At 61.5% G+C, this 18,068-nt stretch carries 20 protein-coding genes, 1 tRNA gene and 1 pseudogene; 6 read left to right on the top strand and 16 right to left on the bottom strand.

The annotated features are described in order from the left end of the window. Positions 1-79 precede the first annotated feature (79 nt). The 8 genes from ACLF6L_RS09390 to ACLF6L_RS09425 form a co-directional block, all read right to left on the bottom strand. Positions 80-1,156 carry a protein-glutamate methylesterase/protein-glutamine glutaminase gene (locus ACLF6L_RS09390; protein WP_412851539.1) on the bottom strand — a complete coding sequence of 359 codons (1,077 nt, stop codon included), beginning with the start codon at positions 1,154-1,156 and terminating at the stop codon, positions 80-82. Positions 1,157-1,229: 73 nt separating this feature from the next. After that, complete coding sequence (locus ACLF6L_RS09395) at positions 1,230-2,054, bottom strand: CheR family methyltransferase (protein WP_412851540.1); 825 nt, start codon at positions 2,052-2,054, stop codon at positions 1,230-1,232. A 24-nt stretch (positions 2,055-2,078) separates the two neighbouring features. Then, positions 2,079-2,645 (bottom strand): chemotaxis protein CheW, encoded by a 567-nt coding sequence (locus tag ACLF6L_RS09400; protein WP_412851541.1) that lies wholly within the window; start codon positions 2,643-2,645, stop codon positions 2,079-2,081. A 9-nt stretch (positions 2,646-2,654) separates the two neighbouring features. Continuing rightward, positions 2,655-4,313, bottom strand: a complete 1,659-nt coding sequence (locus tag ACLF6L_RS09405) for a methyl-accepting chemotaxis protein (protein WP_412851542.1) — start codon at positions 4,311-4,313, stop codon at positions 2,655-2,657. Next, a complete protein-coding gene (locus ACLF6L_RS09410) occupies positions 4,297-6,516 on the bottom strand; it encodes a chemotaxis protein CheA (protein WP_412851543.1) in 2,220 nt (739 codons plus the stop codon). The genes ACLF6L_RS09405 and ACLF6L_RS09410 overlap by 17 nt, the downstream gene beginning before the upstream one ends. Beyond that, complete coding sequence (locus tag ACLF6L_RS09415; RefSeq protein WP_238617920.1) at positions 6,513-6,797, bottom strand: STAS domain-containing protein; 285 nt, start codon at positions 6,795-6,797, stop codon at positions 6,513-6,515. Before ACLF6L_RS09415 ends, ACLF6L_RS09410 begins: the two co-directional genes overlap by 4 nt. A gap of 110 nt (positions 6,798-6,907) precedes the next feature. Next, positions 6,908-7,276, bottom strand: coding sequence for a response regulator (locus tag ACLF6L_RS09420; RefSeq protein ID WP_238617921.1), 369 nt, complete (start codon positions 7,274-7,276; stop codon positions 6,908-6,910). A gap of 14 nt (positions 7,277-7,290) precedes the next feature. Next, positions 7,291-8,439 carry a methyl-accepting chemotaxis protein gene (locus ACLF6L_RS09425; RefSeq protein WP_412851544.1) on the bottom strand — a complete coding sequence of 383 codons (1,149 nt, stop codon included), beginning with the start codon at positions 8,437-8,439 and terminating at the stop codon, positions 7,291-7,293. A 110-nt stretch (positions 8,440-8,549) separates the two neighbouring features. On the opposite strand from ACLF6L_RS09425, the pseudogene ACLF6L_RS09430 reads away from it, so the two are divergent. After that, positions 8,550-9,790, top strand: a pseudogene (locus tag ACLF6L_RS09430) (IS3 family transposase). 488 nt (positions 9,791-10,278) lie between these two features. On the opposite strand, the gene sugE reads toward ACLF6L_RS09430, so the two are convergent. Beyond that, positions 10,279-10,593 carry a quaternary ammonium compound efflux SMR transporter SugE gene (sugE, locus tag ACLF6L_RS09435; protein ID WP_238617992.1) on the bottom strand — a complete coding sequence of 105 codons (315 nt, stop codon included), beginning with the start codon at positions 10,591-10,593 and terminating at the stop codon, positions 10,279-10,281. A gap of 101 nt (positions 10,594-10,694) precedes the next feature. After that, positions 10,695-10,782, bottom strand: a tRNA-Ser gene (locus ACLF6L_RS09440). Positions 10,783-11,011: 229 nt separating this feature from the next. Between ACLF6L_RS09440 and ACLF6L_RS09445 the strand changes: the two genes are divergently transcribed. The 3 genes from ACLF6L_RS09445 to ACLF6L_RS09455 all read left to right on the top strand — a co-directional run bounded on the left by ACLF6L_RS09445 (position 11,012) and on the right by ACLF6L_RS09455 (position 12,984). Next, positions 11,012-11,683 carry a Bax inhibitor-1/YccA family protein gene (locus ACLF6L_RS09445; protein ID WP_238617923.1) on the top strand — a complete coding sequence of 224 codons (672 nt, stop codon included), beginning with the start codon at positions 11,012-11,014 and terminating at the stop codon, positions 11,681-11,683. Positions 11,684-11,788: 105 nt separating this feature from the next. Beyond that, positions 11,789-12,757, top strand: coding sequence for a 2-hydroxyacid dehydrogenase (locus tag ACLF6L_RS09450; protein WP_412851545.1), 969 nt, complete (start codon positions 11,789-11,791; stop codon positions 12,755-12,757). Between the two features lie 8 nt (positions 12,758-12,765). After that, the gene (locus ACLF6L_RS09455) at positions 12,766-12,984 is read left to right on the top strand and encodes a SlyX family protein (RefSeq protein WP_008932583.1); all 219 of its coding nucleotides are present in this window, start codon (positions 12,766-12,768) and stop codon (positions 12,982-12,984) included. 15 nt (positions 12,985-12,999) lie between these two features. Here ACLF6L_RS09455 and ACLF6L_RS09460 read toward each other — a convergent pair whose 3' ends face one another. Next, the gene (locus ACLF6L_RS09460) at positions 13,000-13,779 is read right to left on the bottom strand and encodes a class I SAM-dependent methyltransferase (RefSeq protein WP_412851546.1); all 780 of its coding nucleotides are present in this window, start codon (positions 13,777-13,779) and stop codon (positions 13,000-13,002) included. A gap of 10 nt (positions 13,780-13,789) precedes the next feature. Continuing rightward, positions 13,790-14,368 carry a hypothetical protein gene (locus tag ACLF6L_RS09465; RefSeq protein WP_238617926.1) on the bottom strand — a complete coding sequence of 193 codons (579 nt, stop codon included), beginning with the start codon at positions 14,366-14,368 and terminating at the stop codon, positions 13,790-13,792. 53 nt (positions 14,369-14,421) lie between these two features. Between ACLF6L_RS09465 and ACLF6L_RS09470 the strand changes: the two genes are divergently transcribed. Further along, positions 14,422-14,751 (top strand): hypothetical protein, encoded by a 330-nt coding sequence (locus ACLF6L_RS09470; protein ID WP_238617993.1) that lies wholly within the window; start codon positions 14,422-14,424, stop codon positions 14,749-14,751. Here ACLF6L_RS09470 and ACLF6L_RS09475 read toward each other — a convergent pair. After that, on the bottom strand, positions 14,748-15,230 hold the full coding sequence (locus ACLF6L_RS09475; protein ID WP_412851547.1) for a YajQ family cyclic di-GMP-binding protein: 483 nt from the start codon (positions 15,228-15,230) through the stop codon (positions 14,748-14,750). The genes ACLF6L_RS09470 and ACLF6L_RS09475 overlap by 4 nt on opposite strands. A 244-nt stretch (positions 15,231-15,474) precedes the next feature. Here ACLF6L_RS09475 and cyaY point away from each other — a divergent pair, with 244 nt between their 5' ends. Then, the gene (cyaY, locus tag ACLF6L_RS09480) at positions 15,475-15,804 is read left to right on the top strand and encodes an iron donor protein CyaY (RefSeq protein ID WP_238617927.1); all 330 of its coding nucleotides are present in this window, start codon (positions 15,475-15,477) and stop codon (positions 15,802-15,804) included. Here cyaY and ACLF6L_RS09485 read toward each other — a convergent pair. From ACLF6L_RS09485 to ACLF6L_RS09495, 3 genes are read right to left on the bottom strand one after another with little or no spacing between them, the layout of a single operon-like run. Continuing rightward, a complete protein-coding gene (locus ACLF6L_RS09485) occupies positions 15,788-16,156 on the bottom strand; it encodes a hypothetical protein (protein WP_238617928.1) in 369 nt (122 codons plus the stop codon). The two genes, cyaY and ACLF6L_RS09485, sit on opposite strands and share 17 nt — an antisense overlap. 53 nt (positions 16,157-16,209) lie before the next feature. After that, entirely contained in the window at positions 16,210-17,574 is a 1,365-nt protein-coding gene (gene mpl / locus ACLF6L_RS09490; RefSeq protein WP_238617929.1) for a UDP-N-acetylmuramate:L-alanyl-gamma-D-glutamyl-meso-diaminopimelate ligase, read from the bottom strand. Then, complete coding sequence (locus tag ACLF6L_RS09495; RefSeq protein WP_412851548.1) at positions 17,571-18,056, bottom strand: hypothetical protein; 486 nt, start codon at positions 18,054-18,056, stop codon at positions 17,571-17,573. The genes mpl and ACLF6L_RS09495 overlap by 4 nt, the downstream gene beginning before the upstream one ends. Positions 18,057-18,068 lie beyond the last annotated feature (12 nt).

The raw sequence follows: 18,068 nt of genomic DNA on the forward strand, positions 1-18,068 counted from the left end.
GAGTCTTAACACTCCCAAGGCAATGTGTCCATGACCCACCAGACGTACCGGGGTGATTACCGGACGATCCCCCCCGCACTCAGGCGCGGCGCCCCCGGCCGTACCCGAACTCCATGATCTCATCGGGCAAGGCCTGTAACGAGACACTGCGATCCACCGCCTGCATTTTGACCGCCTCCCGGGGCATGCCGTAGACCACGCAGGATGCCTCATCCTGAGCCAGTGTGAGCGCCCCCGCCTCATGCATCTCCTTCAGCCCCCGGGCACCGTCATCCCCCATCCCGGTCATGATGATGCCCAGGGCGTTGCCCCCGGCACAGCGGGCCACGGAACGAAACAGAACATCCACGGAGGGTCGGTGACGGTTCACGACCGGCCCCTGGATCACGCCGACCCGGTACTGAGCCCCACTGCGCTGCAGCAGCAGATGAAAACCGCCGGGGGCGATGAGGGCCAATCCGGGGATGACCCGATCGCCGTCCCGCGCCTCGCGAACCTCGATAGCACAAATGCCGTTCAGCCTGGCGGCAAAGGCGGCGGTGAATTTTTCCGGCATGTGCTGAACCACCACCAGACCCGGTGTGGTGCGAGGAAGGCGCGTGAGCAAGGATTCAAGGGCCTGAGTCCCCCCGGTGGAGGTACCGATGGCCACCACCTTGTCGGTGGTCTTGTACATGCCGGGTTCGTTCACGGGCATGAACGCGTCCGAGGGCGGCTTTGGAGTCCCTCCCGGCACCGGTATCGGTTTGCGCATCCGGGCATTGGCCGCGGCTCTTACCGAGCGAATCAAGGCCTCCCCGGCGTCCACCAGAAACTGCTTGAGTCCCACGGTGGGCTTGGTCACCACTTCAACGGCACCGGCGGCCATCGCCTGCATGGTCACTCGGGCGCCCTTTTCCGTCAGAGTGGAGCAGATCACGACCGGCGTGGGATGCTCGGCCATCAATTTCTTCAGAAAAGTGATGCCGTCCATCCGGGGCATCTCGATATCCAGCACCAGCACGTCAGGCCATTCCCGCTCCATCTTCTGCAAGGCGAAGATGGGATCGGCCGCGGTGCCGATCACCCGGATATCGGGCGCGGTGGACAGCACTTCGGAAAGAACCTGCCTGACGGTGGCGGAATCATCCACCACCATCACCCGGATTGTCTTCATGAGCCTCTCTCGAATCCCGGGCTGACTTCACCGGGATGGACGCACATATCGTATGTGCGAGCATTGTGTTTCATCACGCAGGGACTTTCTGATAGACCGCCGGCGCCCTCTGGATCAACTTGTGGTCGATGCCATTCAGGGTTTCGGAGTGCCCGATAAAGAGCCATCCCCCCATGCGTAGACGACGAATCACTCGATCCAGCACCTGCTGCTTGGTCTCCATGGTGAAGTAGATCAGTATGTTACGCAGAAAAATGACATCAAACTCTCCCACATCGGGCAGGTTTTCATTGAGGTTCACCGGCACAAACCGTACCTTTTCACGCAGCTTCGGCTCCACCAGCAAGTGCCCCGCATACTGCCCTGTGCCCTTGAGGCAAAATGCCTTCAGGTAACGCTCGGGAATGCCATCGGTACGGGTCATCTCATAAAGCCCCCGGCGGGCCTTGGCCAGTACGCGGTGACTGATGTCGGAACCCATCACCTCCCAGCCTTGCCGGCCCAGAATGTCCGCGCAGGACATCGCCATGCTGTAGGCCTCCTCGCCGCTGGAAGCGGCGGCACTCCAAAGCCGCAGCGGCAGGGCCGAGGAACGGCTGGATCGATCCCGATAAGGAATCAGCACCTGCTGCTGAAGCCAGTCGAAATGACGCGGCTCACGGAAAAAATACGTCTCGTTAGTGGTGAGCAGATCCACCGCCAACTGGCACTCCGCGGGATGCAGTTGCAGATAACGATAATACGCGGTGAAACTGGCGACACCATGGTGGTCCAGCCGTTTGGACAGTCGCCCCTGCACCAGCGTCTTCTTGGCGGAGGACAGACTGATGCCCGCCAACTGGAAAATCAAACGCTGGAACTGGGCAAACTCGTGGTCCTTAAGTTCAACATCAGCCATGAGGACACCGTGCATATCACCAGGCTATGCCTGGCTACCCGGCTCGTGACGCACGCCCCCGGACGGCAATGAAGGCAACTCGCCCACTTGAGACAGCAATTGCATTTCTTCAGCGGAAAGAATCTGATCCAGCTGCAAGATGATGACGAAATCCTCCCCCACCCTGCCCATGCCCTGGATGAAATCGGTGCGAATCCGCGCCCCAAAGGCCGGAGGCGGCAAGACGTCGACATCAGCAATCTCAAGCACTTCGTTGACTGCGTCCACCACCAGCCCCAGCACATGGGTTTCATCCTGAGCATCCGCCAGCTCAATCAGAACGATGCAGGTACGTCGATTGATCTGGCTGACGCTCTTGCCGAAGCGACGTGCCAGATCAATGACGGGCACCACGGCCCCTCGCAAATTGATCACGCCGCGAATGAAGTCCGGCACCATGGGTACGGAGGTCACCTTGTCATATTCGATGATCTCCTTGATATGCAAAATGCCGATCGCATAGACATCCCCCTTGAGCATGAACGATAGATATTGCCTGAGGACGTCTCCCGCCGGATCAGCGGACGGCTCCCTGGGTTTGAGTGCCTTCATCGTCCCCTCCTAAAAACGCACGAACTCGTTTTCGTCGACCGGTTTTTCCAGATCCCGGCCGTGACGGAAATCACTATGCCGAGGCGGCTTGCCTGACGAAGCGGTCACGGGGCGGTCGCTCTTGCGCGGGGTCTGGATACGAGTCCGCCGGTCATCATCCAGGCGGAAGAAGCCCATACTGCTCTGCAGTTCCTCCGCCTGACTGCTCATTTCCTCGGCGGTGGCTGAAAGCTCTTCCGAGGCGGCGGCACTTTGCTGAGCCACCGTATTGAGCTGGGTAATGGCCATGTTGATCTGGCTCACGCCGCTGGCCTGCTCCTCGGAAGCAGAACAGATCTCCTGCACCAGATCGGAGGTGCGGGTGATGGACGGCACCATTTCCTCCAGCAAACGTCCCGCCCGCTCGGCCATGTCCACCGAGTTGCCGGCCAGTTCGCCGATTTCACGAGCCGCCACCTGACTGCGCTCGGCCAGTTTTCTCACCTCGGTGGCCACCACGGCAAACCCCTTGCCGTGGTCACCCGCCCGGGCTGCCTCAATGGCGGCATTGAGCGCCAGAAGATTGGTCTGATAAGCGATGTCATCGATGATGCCGATCTTGTCGGCGATGCTCTTCATTGCAATCACCGTTTTCTTGACCGCCTCGCCTCCCTCGACGGCCTCCTGGGCCGCCTTGCCGGCCACGCCATCGGTGACCCGGGCATTTTCCGTGTTTTGACTGATCGAGGCACTCATCTGCTCCACCGAGGCACTGGTCTCCTCAAGACTGCTGGCCTGCTCCGTGGCGCCCTGGCTGACTGACTGGGCCGTGCTGCTGACCTGCTCCGAAGCCGATGCCAGGCCGTCCGCGGCGCCCCGCACCTCGGAGATGACCTGGGAAAGCTTCTCCACCATCCGGCCCATGGCCGTGAGCACCTGACCGGTTTCATCCCGGGGCTGGGGCGCAATGTGGACCCGCATGTCCCCTTCCGCGAGCTGATTGGCAATGCCGACCGCGCGACGCAGGGGACCGGAAATGATGTGGGCTATGAAAAAACCCAGGGCCAATCCGACCAGGACACTGGCAACGATCAGGACGGAAGTGAACAGGAGCGTATTTTGATGGATGCCGTTCGCGGCCAGACTCAGCTGCTCGGCGTTGGACTCCTTGATGTTGCTGAGCTGGGTCAGCAGTTGGTCCAACTCATCCCCGAGCGGTCGTAATTCCCGGCTGACAAACTGCCTTGCGGCCAGTTGTTGCTGTTCATCAGCGTCCATCACCATCGCCACCAACGTATCGATCATTCGTGCCCGCTCGGCGGTCAGGCTATCGTAACGGGCAAACAACTGCCGTGACTCATCGGTGTAGAACAATCCGCGAGCCAACTGGATATGGGCGGACTCCTGGGCACCAAAGGCCCGGATGTTCTGGACATGACGCTGGCGTTCCGTCGGTGTATCCGCGAGCAGCAGGTTGCGTATGGCCCGGCTGCCGTTCAGCAACTGGACGTTGGCCTCCTTGATCTCGGAGATCCCGCGCAGTTCAACCTCATACATCTGATCCGCAAGCGCGTCGATGCGGTTCATGTTGCTGATTCCTATCCACCCGACCGTGGCGGTAATCAGCGCCATCAGGATGAAGGCTGAAATCAGCTTTACACCTACCCGTAGATTATTGAACCAAGCCATGTGTCCTGCTCCCATTGTCATCAGTGCGAGAACCGTTGCGGCCCCGTCTCTCATCCCTCAGCGCCAGGTCCATGAGCCCTGACACATCCAGCACCAGCGCCACCTCTCCGGACCCAAGGATGGTGGACCCGGAAACCCCCGGCAGACCCGAAAAAAGAGACCCCAAAGGCTTGATGACCGCTTGCAGCTGTCCCTTGAGCTCATCCACCAACAGACCTGCCTTGCGTCCCGCCCAATGCAACACCACCACATTTCGGCGGCGGCCGCGCGGCCCCTGAAGACGGAAGAGTTCCGCCAGCCGCAACAGCGGCAGGATCTCGCCCCGCAGACTGAGCTGGTTATCACCCCTGGCCTCCGCATTGGGCGGCAGTTCCAGACACTCCAGCACCGTATCCAGCGGTACCACGTAATCGTTACCCGCGACCCTGACCAGAAATCCATCGATGATGGCCAGCGACAGGGGCAACCGCATGCGAAATGTCGTGCCTTCTCCCGGACGGGTTTCAATCTCGACGCTCCCTCTCAAGGCATCGATGTCGCGGCGGACCACATCCATGCCCACTCCGCGGCCGGACAGATTGCTGACCTCCTGGGCGGTGGAAAAACCCGGCTCAAAAATCAGACGCCATACCGCGTCGTCGTCCAGTTCCTTGTCCTCCGGGATCAGCCCCCGCTTGCGGGCCTTGGTCAGGATGCGTTCCCGATCCAGCCCTCCGCCGTCATCGGAAACCTCCACCAGGACACAGCCCGCCTCGTGGAAGGCATTCAGTCGTACCTGCCCCTGATCAGGCTTTCCTCTGGCCCTGCGCTGTTCCGGAGATTCGATACCGTGATCCACGGCATTGCGAATCAGGTGGGTCAGCGGATCGGAAAGACGTTCCACCACGGTCTTGTCCAATTGGGTATCCGCGCCGTGAATGACCAACTCGATATCCTTGCCGCTTTCCTTGCACACATCGCGGACCACGCGCCTGAAACGGTTGAAGGTTTCGCCGATTTCCACCATGCGCAGGTTCATGGCACTGTCACGTATTTCATCCACCAGACGTGCCACCTCGTAGATGGACTCCATCAGCACGCTGTCCTGGGTATCCTTTGACTGGACACGCAAGCCGGCGGTGGCAATGACCAGTTCACCGACTTGATCGATCAAAAGATCCAGCTTGTCCGCCCGGACCCTGAGCAGGCGGGTATCCTGAGTCTGCCGCTTGCGTACTTCCTGCTGGCGATCCAGCGCGACGGCAACGACTTCCGGCTGGATGCATTGTTCCCTGACCAGGGCTTCACCCAGCAAGGGCGGGTTCGTCGATTGACTGGCCTGCAGATCCAGCACATGATCCAGTTCCCGCCGGGTAATGGCACCGCAACCCACCAGAATCTCCCCCAGACGGTGGACACCTTCAGGCAGGGATTCCATGAGTTTCCGGAAGTCCTCCAAACGACTACCCGGAGGCAGGATGCGGATCTGACTGTCCTCGCGAACAAAATCGAAGACACCTTCCAGCCTCGCCTTGTCCACTCCACTGCGCAAACGAATCTCGAACCCCAGATAGCACTGCTCCGGGTCCATCTCCGCAGCTGGCGGAATGGCATCGGTCAAGGTAAACAGGTGGACGATCTCACCCATCGTGGTGAGGTAATGAATGAAGGAAAGAGGGTCCATGCCGTTGCGCAGGACATCCGGACCAAAACGCAAGGACAGGTGCCAGACGTCATCCTCACTGCCTCCGTTCCGCCCCAGGTTGACCACCGGATCTTCCAGGACCAGCGGGGCGACTCCGGCGCCGGGGGACGGGTCGGCGTCCGGCTCCCCGTGTCCCAGGTAATGCGCCAACCGGGCGACCAGGTCTGCCCCCTGATCGAGGGTGGCACCGTCCGGTGGTTCATCCCTCTCCACGGCATCAATGAGGTTTTCAATATGATCCCGACAGTCCATGAACAGGGCAATGAGCACGGAATCCATGGGCAGGGGACCATCCCTGACCCGGTCCAGAACACTTTCGGCATGGTGGGTGAAGGCAACGATCACCTCCAGACCGAACAGTCCGGCGGAACCCTTGATGGTATGAGCCGCCCGAAACAGGGCGTTGATGGCTTCCGCGTCCGCCGGCGACTGCTTGAGAATGCGCAGGGATTCTTCCATCTCCTCCAGCAGTCCCCGCGCCTCCGCCAGAAAGGTCGGCAATGCATCGGACAGACTCATGAGCGATCTCCATGCCTGCCATGACCATGGGGGATGAACATGGGGTCACCCAACTGACCGGCCAGGTTATACAGATCCAGTACGGCCAGCACGGATGGACTGTGATCGGAGAGTGTCAGGTGACGTCCCGTCGCCTGGGCTTCCTTCTTGATCAGAATGAGCAATTGGGCGCCGGTGGTATCCATGTCGGTGACCTTGGCCAGGCTCACCGTCACCTCTTCAAAATCATGCAGGATCTCCATGAATTTCTGCTTGATCTCCATGGCATGATAAATGGTCATCTCCCCTTCCATCCTCAGGAGACAATGCCCAGCGTCCTGTTCCAATATCATTTCCATGTGCGGCAGCCCTCCCGGCCAGTATTCTCCGACGCCTTCCGAATCGGACGGCGTCAGGGACCCATGAGTTTTGCCACTGCGTCCAGCATCTGATTCGGCTGAAAGGGCTTGACAATCCAGGCCTTCGCGCCGGCTTCCTTGCCGGCGGACTTTTTCGCGTCCCCGGCCTCCGTGGTCAACATGATGACAGGGGTGAACCGACACTCCGGACGAGCCTTGAATTCCTTCAGGAAACTGATGCCGTCCATCCCCGGCATATTCACGTCACTGATCACCAGATTGACTTTCCCGCCACTGAGTTTGGAAAGGGCATCCCGACCATCAGACGCTTCTATGACGGTATAACCGGCCCCTCTCAGCGTCATACCGACTACTTGCCGTATTGAGGCAGAGTCATCAACAATCATGACAGTCTTTCCCATGGCCTTGATATCTCCTAGAAAAAAGTCACTTCAGTGGGTGCCGGCGAGCGGGATTTTCGTCCGTGGTGATTACTCAATTGCTCAGGCGTGGTATATCCCTGCTCCAGCGCGGAAAGCCATTTCTGCATATCCACCTGATCACAGTCATCGGCCTTGATGCGAGATGCAAGCTGTTCCATGTCCGCAACGACATGATTGAGGATCTGGGAGACTCGGTCCTGGAATTGCAAGGACACGATGACGCCACAGACCTCTTCACGCACCTCGTCACTTTCCGTGCGCAGTAACCGGGTGGAAGCCTCAAGACCTTCTGTGACTTTCTGATAACGGTCCATCACCGAACGGATTGAACGTTCAGCCTGTTCAACCAGTTGCTTGTCCTGAGTGGAGAAGGTTTCAGCAGCCTTGCGGGTTTCGTGAATAGCGGCGTTCACGGCGTGGACCTTCTCGGCAATGCTGCGACCGGCGGTTCCCGACTGGGAAGACAGGGCACGTACCTCGTCGGCAACCACCGCAAACCCTCGCCCCTGCTCTCCGGCTCGCGCGGCTTCGATCGCCGCGTTCAAGGCCAGCAGATTGGTCTGAGAGGCCACGGCGGATACGGAATCGGCCATGCCTTCCATTTCCTTGGTGAAATCAGCCAGATCGCTGATCCTTGCCAACAGAACCTTCTTGGTCTCCAGGGCCTTGAAGAGCGTCTGCAGTACCTGATCCAATTCCTGACGACAACTACCCAGTGTGCCGAGCACACTCTCCCCTTGATGACCATGGTGATCATGAGAGGATTCCAAGGCGTGAGTCAGACGCTGATTGATATCATCAAAGCGACGTGCCAGATCGTTAACGGCAGTCTCGGTGTGAGTGCGAGCAGAATCAACCTGGCGCCCCCAGATGGGAACCACCGAGGCACAGAGCTTTTCCACGCGCGACAAATCCCGAGAATCCTGCATCCGCGGGGCATTCGCCGGGGCATTCGCCTGAATTTCCTTGAGATTGGCCGCCTCGGCCTTCACAAGCCTGGATAGCCAACTAAAGAGCGCCCAGGATGTCAGGAGCGAAATCAGAAAAAGGAATAAAAGCGCCCAGAGAACGAAGGGACCATCCCCTAACAAGGCAAGGAGAAAACCGCCAAGACCACCGGTGAGTGCCGGCATCAAAGCCATCCATTTTCCTTGAACACCAGACACATCCATAGTCATAGGATATAGTGGACCCCGATATCTAGACAGCAGTTTAAGCTCTGAGTGGGGGGCTGAATCGGGATACTAACAAGATGACTGAAAAACGGAAGAGAAACACGTACAACGCTGAATTCAAGGCGAAAGTTGGTCTTGAGGCGATTCAGGGGGTCAAGACCGTCAACGAGATCGGTCAAGCCTACGGGGTCCATCCCGCCCAAGTGACCCAGTGGAAGAAGGCGATCCTCGAGCAGGCTGGCACGCTCTTCGAAGGCAAGCGGGGCCCCAAGCCAGTGTCGGAAAAGGATGCCCCGGACCGTCTCTACGGTGAGATTGGGCGCCTGAAGATGGAACTCGATTGGCTCAAAAAAAAGTCCGGGATCAACCTGCCGTGAACCGTCAAGACTGGATTGACGCGGGTGGCGAGATCTCCATCGTTCGCCAGTGTGCGCTGGCCGGGGTTTCCCGGGCGACCGTGTATGCGCGCTGGCGTTTGTCACCGGATGAGGCCGGCGACCTGCTGCTGTGTGGACTCATCGACGAGATCTACACACGACGGCCGTTCTACGGGAGTCGGCGCATGGTGGTCGAGCTGCGGACCCAGGGCCATAAGGTCAACCGTAAGTGTGTCCAGCGCCTGATGCGTCGGATGGGGTTGGCGGCGATCGCGCCGGGTCCGCATACCAGTCGTCCGCACCCGCAGCACAAGGTTTATCCGTATCGGCTGCGTGGCGTTGTGGTCAACCGGCCCAACCAGGTTTGGAGTACCGACATCACCTACATCCGTCTGGCTCAGGGCTTCGCCTACTTGGTCGCGATCCTGGACTGGTACAGCCGCAAGGTCTTGAGTTGGCGGCTCAGCAACACCATGGATACGACCTTCTGCGTTGACTGCCTCGAAGAGGCCCTGCAGCTGTACGGGCCACCGGAGATCTTCAACAGTGACCAGGGCTCGCAGTTCACGGCTGACTCGTTCACTGGCGTGCTCAAGCGAGAGGGAGTCACTATCAGCATGGATGGCCGCGGAAGGGCCTTTGACAACATCTTCGTCGAGCGACTCTGGCGGACGGTGAAATATGAAGACGTCTACCTCAAGGGCTACGCCAATCTCAAGGAAGTCACGCTGGGACTGATGGACTACTTCGCGTTCTACAACGGCGAACGCCCCCACGCGGCTCTGGCGAACGAGACACCGGATACGGTCTATCGGAACCGGCAGGGCGGAGGCGCACTGATCGTGGATAAGTACGGCCCGTCGGCTGTGACGCCACCCAGTGAAACCGCAGTACCAGGGCAGCGCTGTTCCGCTGCGAGCGAACCCCAAGCTATTGCTTAAACTCGTACTCTTTCTGTCTTGACGATGGGGTCCACTTTAGGATTCTCCGGATGAGCTCAAGGCAAGACGCCCGTCCCTTGAGCTGAAAACCAAAACACGACAAGCATCACCAACACCGAAAATCATGCAAACGCCTGACGGCCGGCGTCAAAAAAACACAGCGGCGAGCCTCAATGATGCGCACCAGCCACCATGCCTGCGTCTATCCAATACAGAAAAAACCATAAACCGTCAACATTTGGTGCCCGGAAATTCATTTAAGAAAGGCGTTGTCATCCCCCCTCGCTGCTGTCTCCCTCACCCTCTCCCTCACTCGCTACGCCATCCTCTCCCTCACCCTCTACGTCACTCCCGCGAAAGCGGGAGTCCAGTATTCTCAGTCCGTTACTGGATTCTCGCTTTGGATTCCCGCCTGCGCGGGAATGACTGATTCATTCGCAAGCACGACTGCTTCAGAAGATGAAAATCCACTTCATCCTTCCGCTTGTTCATCCGGCCAATTTAAGCCCCACCAGGCCAGCGACGATCAGCAGCACACTCAACACCCGCAGCAGGGACAGGGTCTCGCCGTAGTAAAGAATGCCGAGAATGAAAGTGCCGACCACACCGATGCCCACCCAGATGGCGTAGGCCGTGCCCACCGGGATGGTCTTCATGGCCTGAGCCAACAGCCAAAAGCTGGCGGACATGGCCGTCAGGGTCACCACACTGGGCCACAGACGGGTAAAGCCTTCGCTGGCCTTGAGGCCGATGGCCCAGACCACTTCGAGCAAGCCGGCGATGATGAGGGCAAGCCACGCCATGTTCATGATGGAATCTCCACGAATCGGCGGGGTCGTCCCCGGGTTTGGCAGGCACACGCAGGTCGTCCTGCGCGGATAAATGATTTTTTAAATCAAGGGGATGGCGGAAGGGGTGGGATTCGAACCCACGGACGGTCGCCCGTCGCTGGTTTTCAAGACCAGTGCAATCGACCACTCTGCCACCCTTCCGCGGGGATGCCTTGCAGGCGAGGGGTCTTCAAGCGGGCTAGTTTAACCGTCCGGAGAAAAAGCGACAACTCGGGTAGCGGACGCACGGGAACAAGGCAAGAGACCTGCCGGTCTCAGATTTCGGCGACCATCGCCGGTTTTGATCCCGGGACGCCAATCAAGTACCTTAGCGCCATCACGGACACACTTGATGTTCGTCATTCCATCCCGTCAAAGAGGAGCATCCACCATGTCAACCGAGCGCGTCACCGCCGTCAGCCGTCCGGCCGAGGGCGTTCTGGCCACCAACAAGGTCATCCGCAACACCTACATGCTGCTGTCCATGACCCTGGCCTTCAGTGCCGTGATGGCCTTTGTCGCCATGGCCGTGGGTGCCCGGCCGGTTCACTGGCTGTTCATGCTGGCCTTCTTCATCGGCTTTCCCTTCCTGATCAATTATCTGCGCAACAGCATCTGGAGCTTGCCGCTGGTGTTCGTGTTCACCGGCGTGATGGGGTACATCCTGGGCCCCATCGTGGGCATGTATCTGAGTCTGCCCAATGGTCCGGGCGTGGTGGGTGGCGCGCTGGCCAGCACGGCGCTGGTGTTCGTGGGCCTGTCCGCCTATGCACTGATCACCCGCAAGGACTTCAGCTTCCTGGGCGGCTTCGTGTTCGTGGGCTTCCTGGTGGTGCTGGCGGCCATCGTGGCCAATCTGTTCCTGGCCATTCCGGCCCTGTCGCTGGCTATTTCCTCGGCCGTGGTGCTGTTGGTGTCGGCCGCCATCCTGTGGGACACCAGCCGCATGGTGCACGACGGCGAGGCCAACTACGTGGTGATGACGGTCTCCCTGTTCGCCAACATCTATGTGCTGTTCCTGCACCTGATGAACCTGTTTGCCATGCTCACCGGCGATAACTGATCGCCGTTCGAGCCGTTGCGGACACGTGACCGAAGGCCCCGGGCATCGCCCCGGGGCCTTCTTGCGTCAAGCCTTGCCTGAAACCCCACGAATGGAACGGTGAACATGCAGATCGAACACGGCGTATTCCTGGACCTGGAAACCCTGGATCGGGGCGACCTGGATCTCTCCCCCCTGAAGCATGCCCTGCCCCACTGGACTTTCCATGACTACACCACGCCGGCACAGGTGGCCGAGCGGATCCGGGATGCCCAGGTGGTCATCACCAACAAGGTGGTGCTGGACCGGCAGGCCCTGTTCGCCGCGCCACGGCTGAAACTGGTCTGCCTGGCGGCCACGGGCACCAACAACGTGGATCTGGCAGCCGCCGCCGAACGGGGCATTGTGGTCTGCAATGTGAGGGACTATGCCACCGCCTCCGTGGTACAGCATGTCTTTGCCCTGATCCTGGCGCTGACCGTCCGCCTGGACGCCTACCAGCGGGATGTCCGGGAAGGACGCTGGCATGCCAGTCGTCAGTTCTGCATCCTCGACCATCCCATCCGTGAGCTGGCGGGACGCCGACTGGGGATCATCGGCCACGGGGTGCTGGGACGGGCCACCGCCGATGCCGCAAGGGCCTTCGGCCTGGAGGTGCTGGTGGCGGAGAGTCTGCGGGACGATCCATCGCAGCCGGGGCGTCTGCCGCTGGATGATGTACTGGCCGACGCGGACATCATCAGTCTGCACTGCCCGCTCACGCCCCGGACCGAGCGGCTCATGAATGCCGAGCGCCTGGCCCGGATGAAGCCGGACGCCCTGCTGATCAACACGGCCCGGGGTGCGGTGGTGGATAACCAGGCCCTGGCTCAAGCCCTGCGGGAGAAACGACTGGGCGGGGCGGGCATCGACGTACTGGAACAGGAGCCGCCCCCGGCGGATCACCCGCTGCTGGCGGGAGACATCCCGAATCTGATCGTGACGCCCCATGTGGCCTGGGCGGCGGTGGAGGCCCGGCAGCGGATGGTGGATGCGCTGGCGCGAAACATTGCCGGTTTTGTGACCGGCGACATCATCAATCAGGTGAACGGGTGAGGCTGGACATGTCGGATGCCGTGAGTGAAAGAATGGTGGAACTGGAGATCCGCATGGCCCATCAGGAGGCCCTGTGCCAGGATCTCAATGACGTGGTGATCCGGCAGCAGCAGGAGATCGACCGGCTGCAGTTGCAGGTGGAGGGTCTGCGGCTGCGACTGGTGGAGCTGATGGAACGCCAGTCTCCGGGAGCGCAACTGCCGGAACCGCCCCCACCCCATTACTGATAACACCTTTCCCCCTCATCCCCGACCCTTCTCCCCCGGAGGGGAGAAGGGAGTCAGGTAGATGTCGAACCGGGTACTGCTGCCCGGCAGGGTGTGACTGGGCGCCCTGCCTCCCAGAGGCTCGCCCCGCGCCGGCCGCTTGACCACCACCCGCTCCCGGGCTGCCCCCAGGGCGGCATCCAGCAGCGCGGCGGCGTCCCCGTCATCCCCCACTAGCGTGCGAAACACCCGCATCTCCTTCTTGACCAGGGCCTGCTTGTCCCGGTGGGGATACATGGGATCCAGACAGACCACGTCGGCCCGTTGCCCACTCAGCCATTGCACGGCATCCCCCGGAATCAGGGTCATGCGTTCGATGACCGGTGCCAGCGCGGCCACCTCGGCGGCCCGGGCCAGCCCGTCGGCCAGGAGGGCGGCAATGACCGGATGACGCTCCAGCAGGATGACCTGGCAGCCCAGACCGGCCAGGATGAAGGCATCCCGGCCCAAGCCGGCGGTGGCATCCACCACCTCGGGACGATGCCCCTTCTTGAGTCCGGCGGCCCGGGCCAGCGGCTCGTTACGAGGGCTGGACTGGCGTCCGCGATACCCCAGGCGCCCCCCGGCAAAGTCCACATAGACGGGCCCCGGCGCATTCGGGCCGGTCTGGCGCAGCTCCAGGCGTTCGGGAGTGACCATCAGGACCGGACCGTCCGGGTGATCCGGTCTCCGCAGGGGCAGGCCCAGCTGCCGGGCCAGGTGCTCGGCCCGATCCCGGGTATCGGGGGTGTCGTGGGCAATGGAAAGGCCGTTCACGGGACCAGACTCAGTCGGAAGCGGGCGTTTCGCCCAGGATCACCCGGCCATCCGGATGCAGTCGATAATCCGGCACTTCCAGGTTGCGCCGGGCGGCCTGACCGTCATGGACCCGACCGGCGAAGTCGTAACGCCCGCCCCGGCAGCGGTCGACAAAACCTCCACCCCAGCCCTGCTCCGCCGCGATCTCGGGGGGCACCAGGTCCAGGCGGCAACCCAGATCGGTGCCGGTGGCAAAGGCCACGAAGAGATCCGGTGCCGCGGAGCGATGGGCGTTGCGATAGGCACGGGGCTGGCGGCTGAAACGGGAACCCGGGTCATAGAGGCGCTCGGCAAAGGTCGCATCCGCCATCGCCATGCCCTCGTCCCGGCGCAGTACCAGCACGGGCCGGCCGCTCCACTCCACTTCCAGCATCTCCCCCGGCGCCAGCGAGGTGATGTCCACGGACTGGGTCAGGACATGACTGGTACGCGGCTCGCTCAGGAAGCCGGAGATCATGGCATAGGCCAGGGCCAGTATCCCCAGCAGGGCCATGAGCTTGAGCGCAACCCGGTAATAGACGCGAATATCCGATTCTTCAGTGGTCATGAGGGAGCCATCCGGGAATAATGGAGAATGTCACAATGATCCGAGAACATGCGATGAACGCCCCTTCCAGACACGCCTATGTCGGCATCCATAACGATCTTCACGGCGGCATGACCACCATCGGCGGCATCATCAAGGATGCCTGGGTGTTCGGCCTGATCCCGGAAACAGAGACCTGCGAGGGCTGGACACCGGCCCGGATCCAGATGCTCCATGACCAGGTGGCCGCCGCCTGGGATCAGCACGGCCTGCTGGCCAGCCGCCTGCCACCGGACCTGCGGGAGCGCCATGCCCGCATCCATGACGAGGCCATTGCCCGCGCCAAGGCCCAGGGCTGGGTGCCCGGCATGGATGTGGACGGCACCATGGCGCAGTCGCTCTAGTCCCTGAAGTTGTTGTACTGCAGGGGCAGGTCCAGTTCGGCCTTGCGCAACAGGGCGATGGCCTCCTGCAGGTCATCGCGCTTCTTGCCGGTGATCCGGACCTTGTCACCCTGGATTGAGGCCTGCACCTTGAGCTTGCTGTCCTTGATCAGACGGATGATCTTCCTGGCCAGATCCTGGTCGATACCCTGCCGAATGGTGACCACGCGGCGGGCCTTGCCGCCCCCCTCTTCCAGCTTGCCGGATTCCAGACAGCCCACGTCGATGCCCCGCTTGGCCAGCTTATGGGTGAGGATGTCCATCACCTGGTCCACCTGGAATTCGGAGGCACCGAACAGGGTCAGCTCGGCCTCGCTCTGTTCCACGTCGGCGGGGCTGCCCTTGAAGTCGTAGCGGTTCTCCACTTCGCGCTTGGTCTGGTCGACGGCGTTGCGCAGTTCCTGCATGTCCACTTCGGACACCACGTCGAATGAAGGCATGATCTTCTCCGTATTGCTGAATCAGCGCGCAAGTCTATCAAAATGCGCGCAGGACGCCTCCATCGGGATCAGGCCGGCAGACACGAAGGGAGCACCAGTGCCGTCATTCCCGCGAACGCGGGAATCCAATCAGGCCCACGGGCGCGAAGGGAACCTGCCCTGCCCGACGGTTCCGGAGGATTTGCTATTGGCCCGACAATCCAATACCGTCCGGGCTTTCCATCCCTTCCGAGGAATCACACTGATGAACCCAGTCTCCTTTGCCGTACAGGCGGAACAGGCCCTGGAATCGCTGATGGAGCGCATGAGTGAAGTGGACGCGCTGGCGGACCTGGACATGGATCTGGTGGACGGGGTACTGAAAATGGAGTTTGATGACGGCAGCAAGCTGATCATCAACCGGCAGGAGCCGGTGCGCCAGCTGTGGCTGGCCTCACCGGAAGGCCCGGCCCATTTCAATCAGGACACCAGCGGTACAGGCTGGGTGAACGACCGCACCGGAGAAGGGCTGCTGGACACCCTCAACCGGGTACTGAGCCAAAAGCTCGGCGAGGCGATCAGGATTCCGGACTAGACGGCGTCTGTTCCGGCTTTTTCAGCAGGGACTCCAGCTGCCCCACCACCACGGCGGGCTTGTGGTCTTCCAGCATCCGGTCCACCAGCAGCAGCATGGGATGATAACGGGGCTGCATGGTGTACTGGATGCGGGCCATGTTCAGGGACAGGCGCCGGAACTGGCGGAAGAACAGATAGGACAGGGTGGCCACGATCAGTGCCGTCCAGGTGGCGCCCTGGAACCAGATCCAGGCGGCCGCCCCGTAGCCGATGAAGCTGACGATGAACAGCAGGGTGGCAAAGCGATGGATCGTGGCCACGAAAGCGGCAAAATCTTCTTGGTGAGCGGCAAATTCTTCCTGGGAGATCATGAATCACGGATTCCGGTTGGGTTGGCGGCGATAGTGTAACAACAGAAACAGGGCTACTGCCCGGCCAGCGCCTCCAGCAGTCGGTCATGCAACCCGCCGAATCCCCCGTTGCTCATGATCAGCACATGATCGCCGGGCCGGGCACTGGCCACCAGACGCGCCAGCAGGCCGTCCAGGGTCGGCGCGGACTCCCCCCGCCCCGCCAGTTCACCGGTCACCGTCGCCACGTCCCAGCCCAGATCCGGCGGCGCGAACAGGAACACCTGATCCGCCCCGGCCAGCGAGTTCGCCAGGGTCTGTCGATGGACACCCATGCGCATGGTGTTGGAACGGGGTTCCAGCACCGCCAGGATACGGGCCTCCCCCACCCGGCCGCGCAGGGCCGCAAGGGTGGCGGCGATGGCGGTGGGATGGTGGGCGAAATCGTCATGGACCGTCACCCCGCCCGCCGTGCCCCGCACCTGCAGCCGCCGCTTGACCCCGGCAAAGCGGGACAGCGCCGACACACCGGCCTCGACCGGCACCCCCACATGCCTGGCCGCCGCCAGGGCCGCCACCGCATTGCTCATGTTGTGATGTCCGGGCATGGACCAGTGGGCCTCGCCCACCGGGAGGTCCCGATGGTGGAGACGAAAATGGCTGCCGTCGGGGCTCAGGGCCTCTCCCCGCCAGTCCATCCCGCCATCGGTTCCGAAGCACTCCACCGGCGTCCAGCATCCCATGGCCAATACCCTTGAGAGCGCGGCATCATGACCCTGGCACAGGATGCGCCCCTCCCCCGGCACGGTGCGCACCAGATGATGGAATTGCCGCTCGATGGCGGCCAGATCCGGAAAGATGTCGGCGTGATCGTATTCCAGATTGTTCAGGATCAGGGTTCTGGGATGGTAATGGACAAACTTGGAACGCTTGTCGAAGAAGGCGGTGTCGTACTCGTCGGCCTCCACCACGAAGAAGGGCGTCTCCCCCAATCGGGCCGAAACCTGGAAATTATCCGGCACACCGCCGATGAGAAACCCCGGAGACAGTCCCGCGTCCTCCAGTATCCAGGCCAGCAGGCTGGCGGTGGTGGTCTTGCCGTGGGTCCCGGCCACCGCCAGCACCCAGCGATCCTTGAGCACGTGCTCCGCCAGCCACTGGGGGCCGGAGGCATAGGGAATGCCGCGATTGAGCACATATTCCACCGCCGGATTGCCCCGGGTCATCACGTTGCCGACCACCACCACATCCGGCACCGGGTCCAGGTGAGCGGGATCGTAACCCTCGCTGACCGGGATGCCCTGGGCCGCCAGCAGCGTGCTCATGGGCGGGTAGACCTGCTGGTCCGAACCGGTCACCCGATATCCGGCGGACCTGGCCAGCAGGGCCACGCCGGCCATGAAGGTGCCGCAGATACCCAGAATATGCACATGACTCATGACGGCATGATCGCCGTGTAGAGCATTTCACCGGCAATGGCCGCCAGCATCAGATACAGCACCGCCAGCCCCACGCCACCGGCCACGGTCTGCAGGCCCAGGGCACTGCGCAGAATGTTGCCGTAGGTGGTCAGCAGCCAGCCCAGCAGGACCAGATAACCCACGGTGATGTAGACCGGGATCTCGGTGGGTGTCTCGGCCCCACGCAGGTTGTAGACCAGGGGCAGCATCAGCAGGCCCAGGATCACCCCGACGCCCAGCAGGGCACTCAAGGTCTGGTTGAACCGGTCCGGCAGCCCCCGCCAGGACAGCAGCAGGGCGGTGTAGCCCGCCAGCAGGGCCAGTTCCATCCCCGTCTGCAGGATGGCCAGCTGGAAGGGATAGAACGGCAGGGCCACGATCAGGCCCACCAGCAGATAGGCGATGATGCACAGCCATAGCAGCAGGGCCGAGGCCGGCAGGTCCTCCGGTCCTTTCTGCATGAAGGTCAACTG

The organism is Ectothiorhodospira shaposhnikovii, assembly GCF_047222355.1.
GTDB lineage: Bacteria > Pseudomonadota > Gammaproteobacteria > Ectothiorhodospirales > Ectothiorhodospiraceae > Ectothiorhodospira.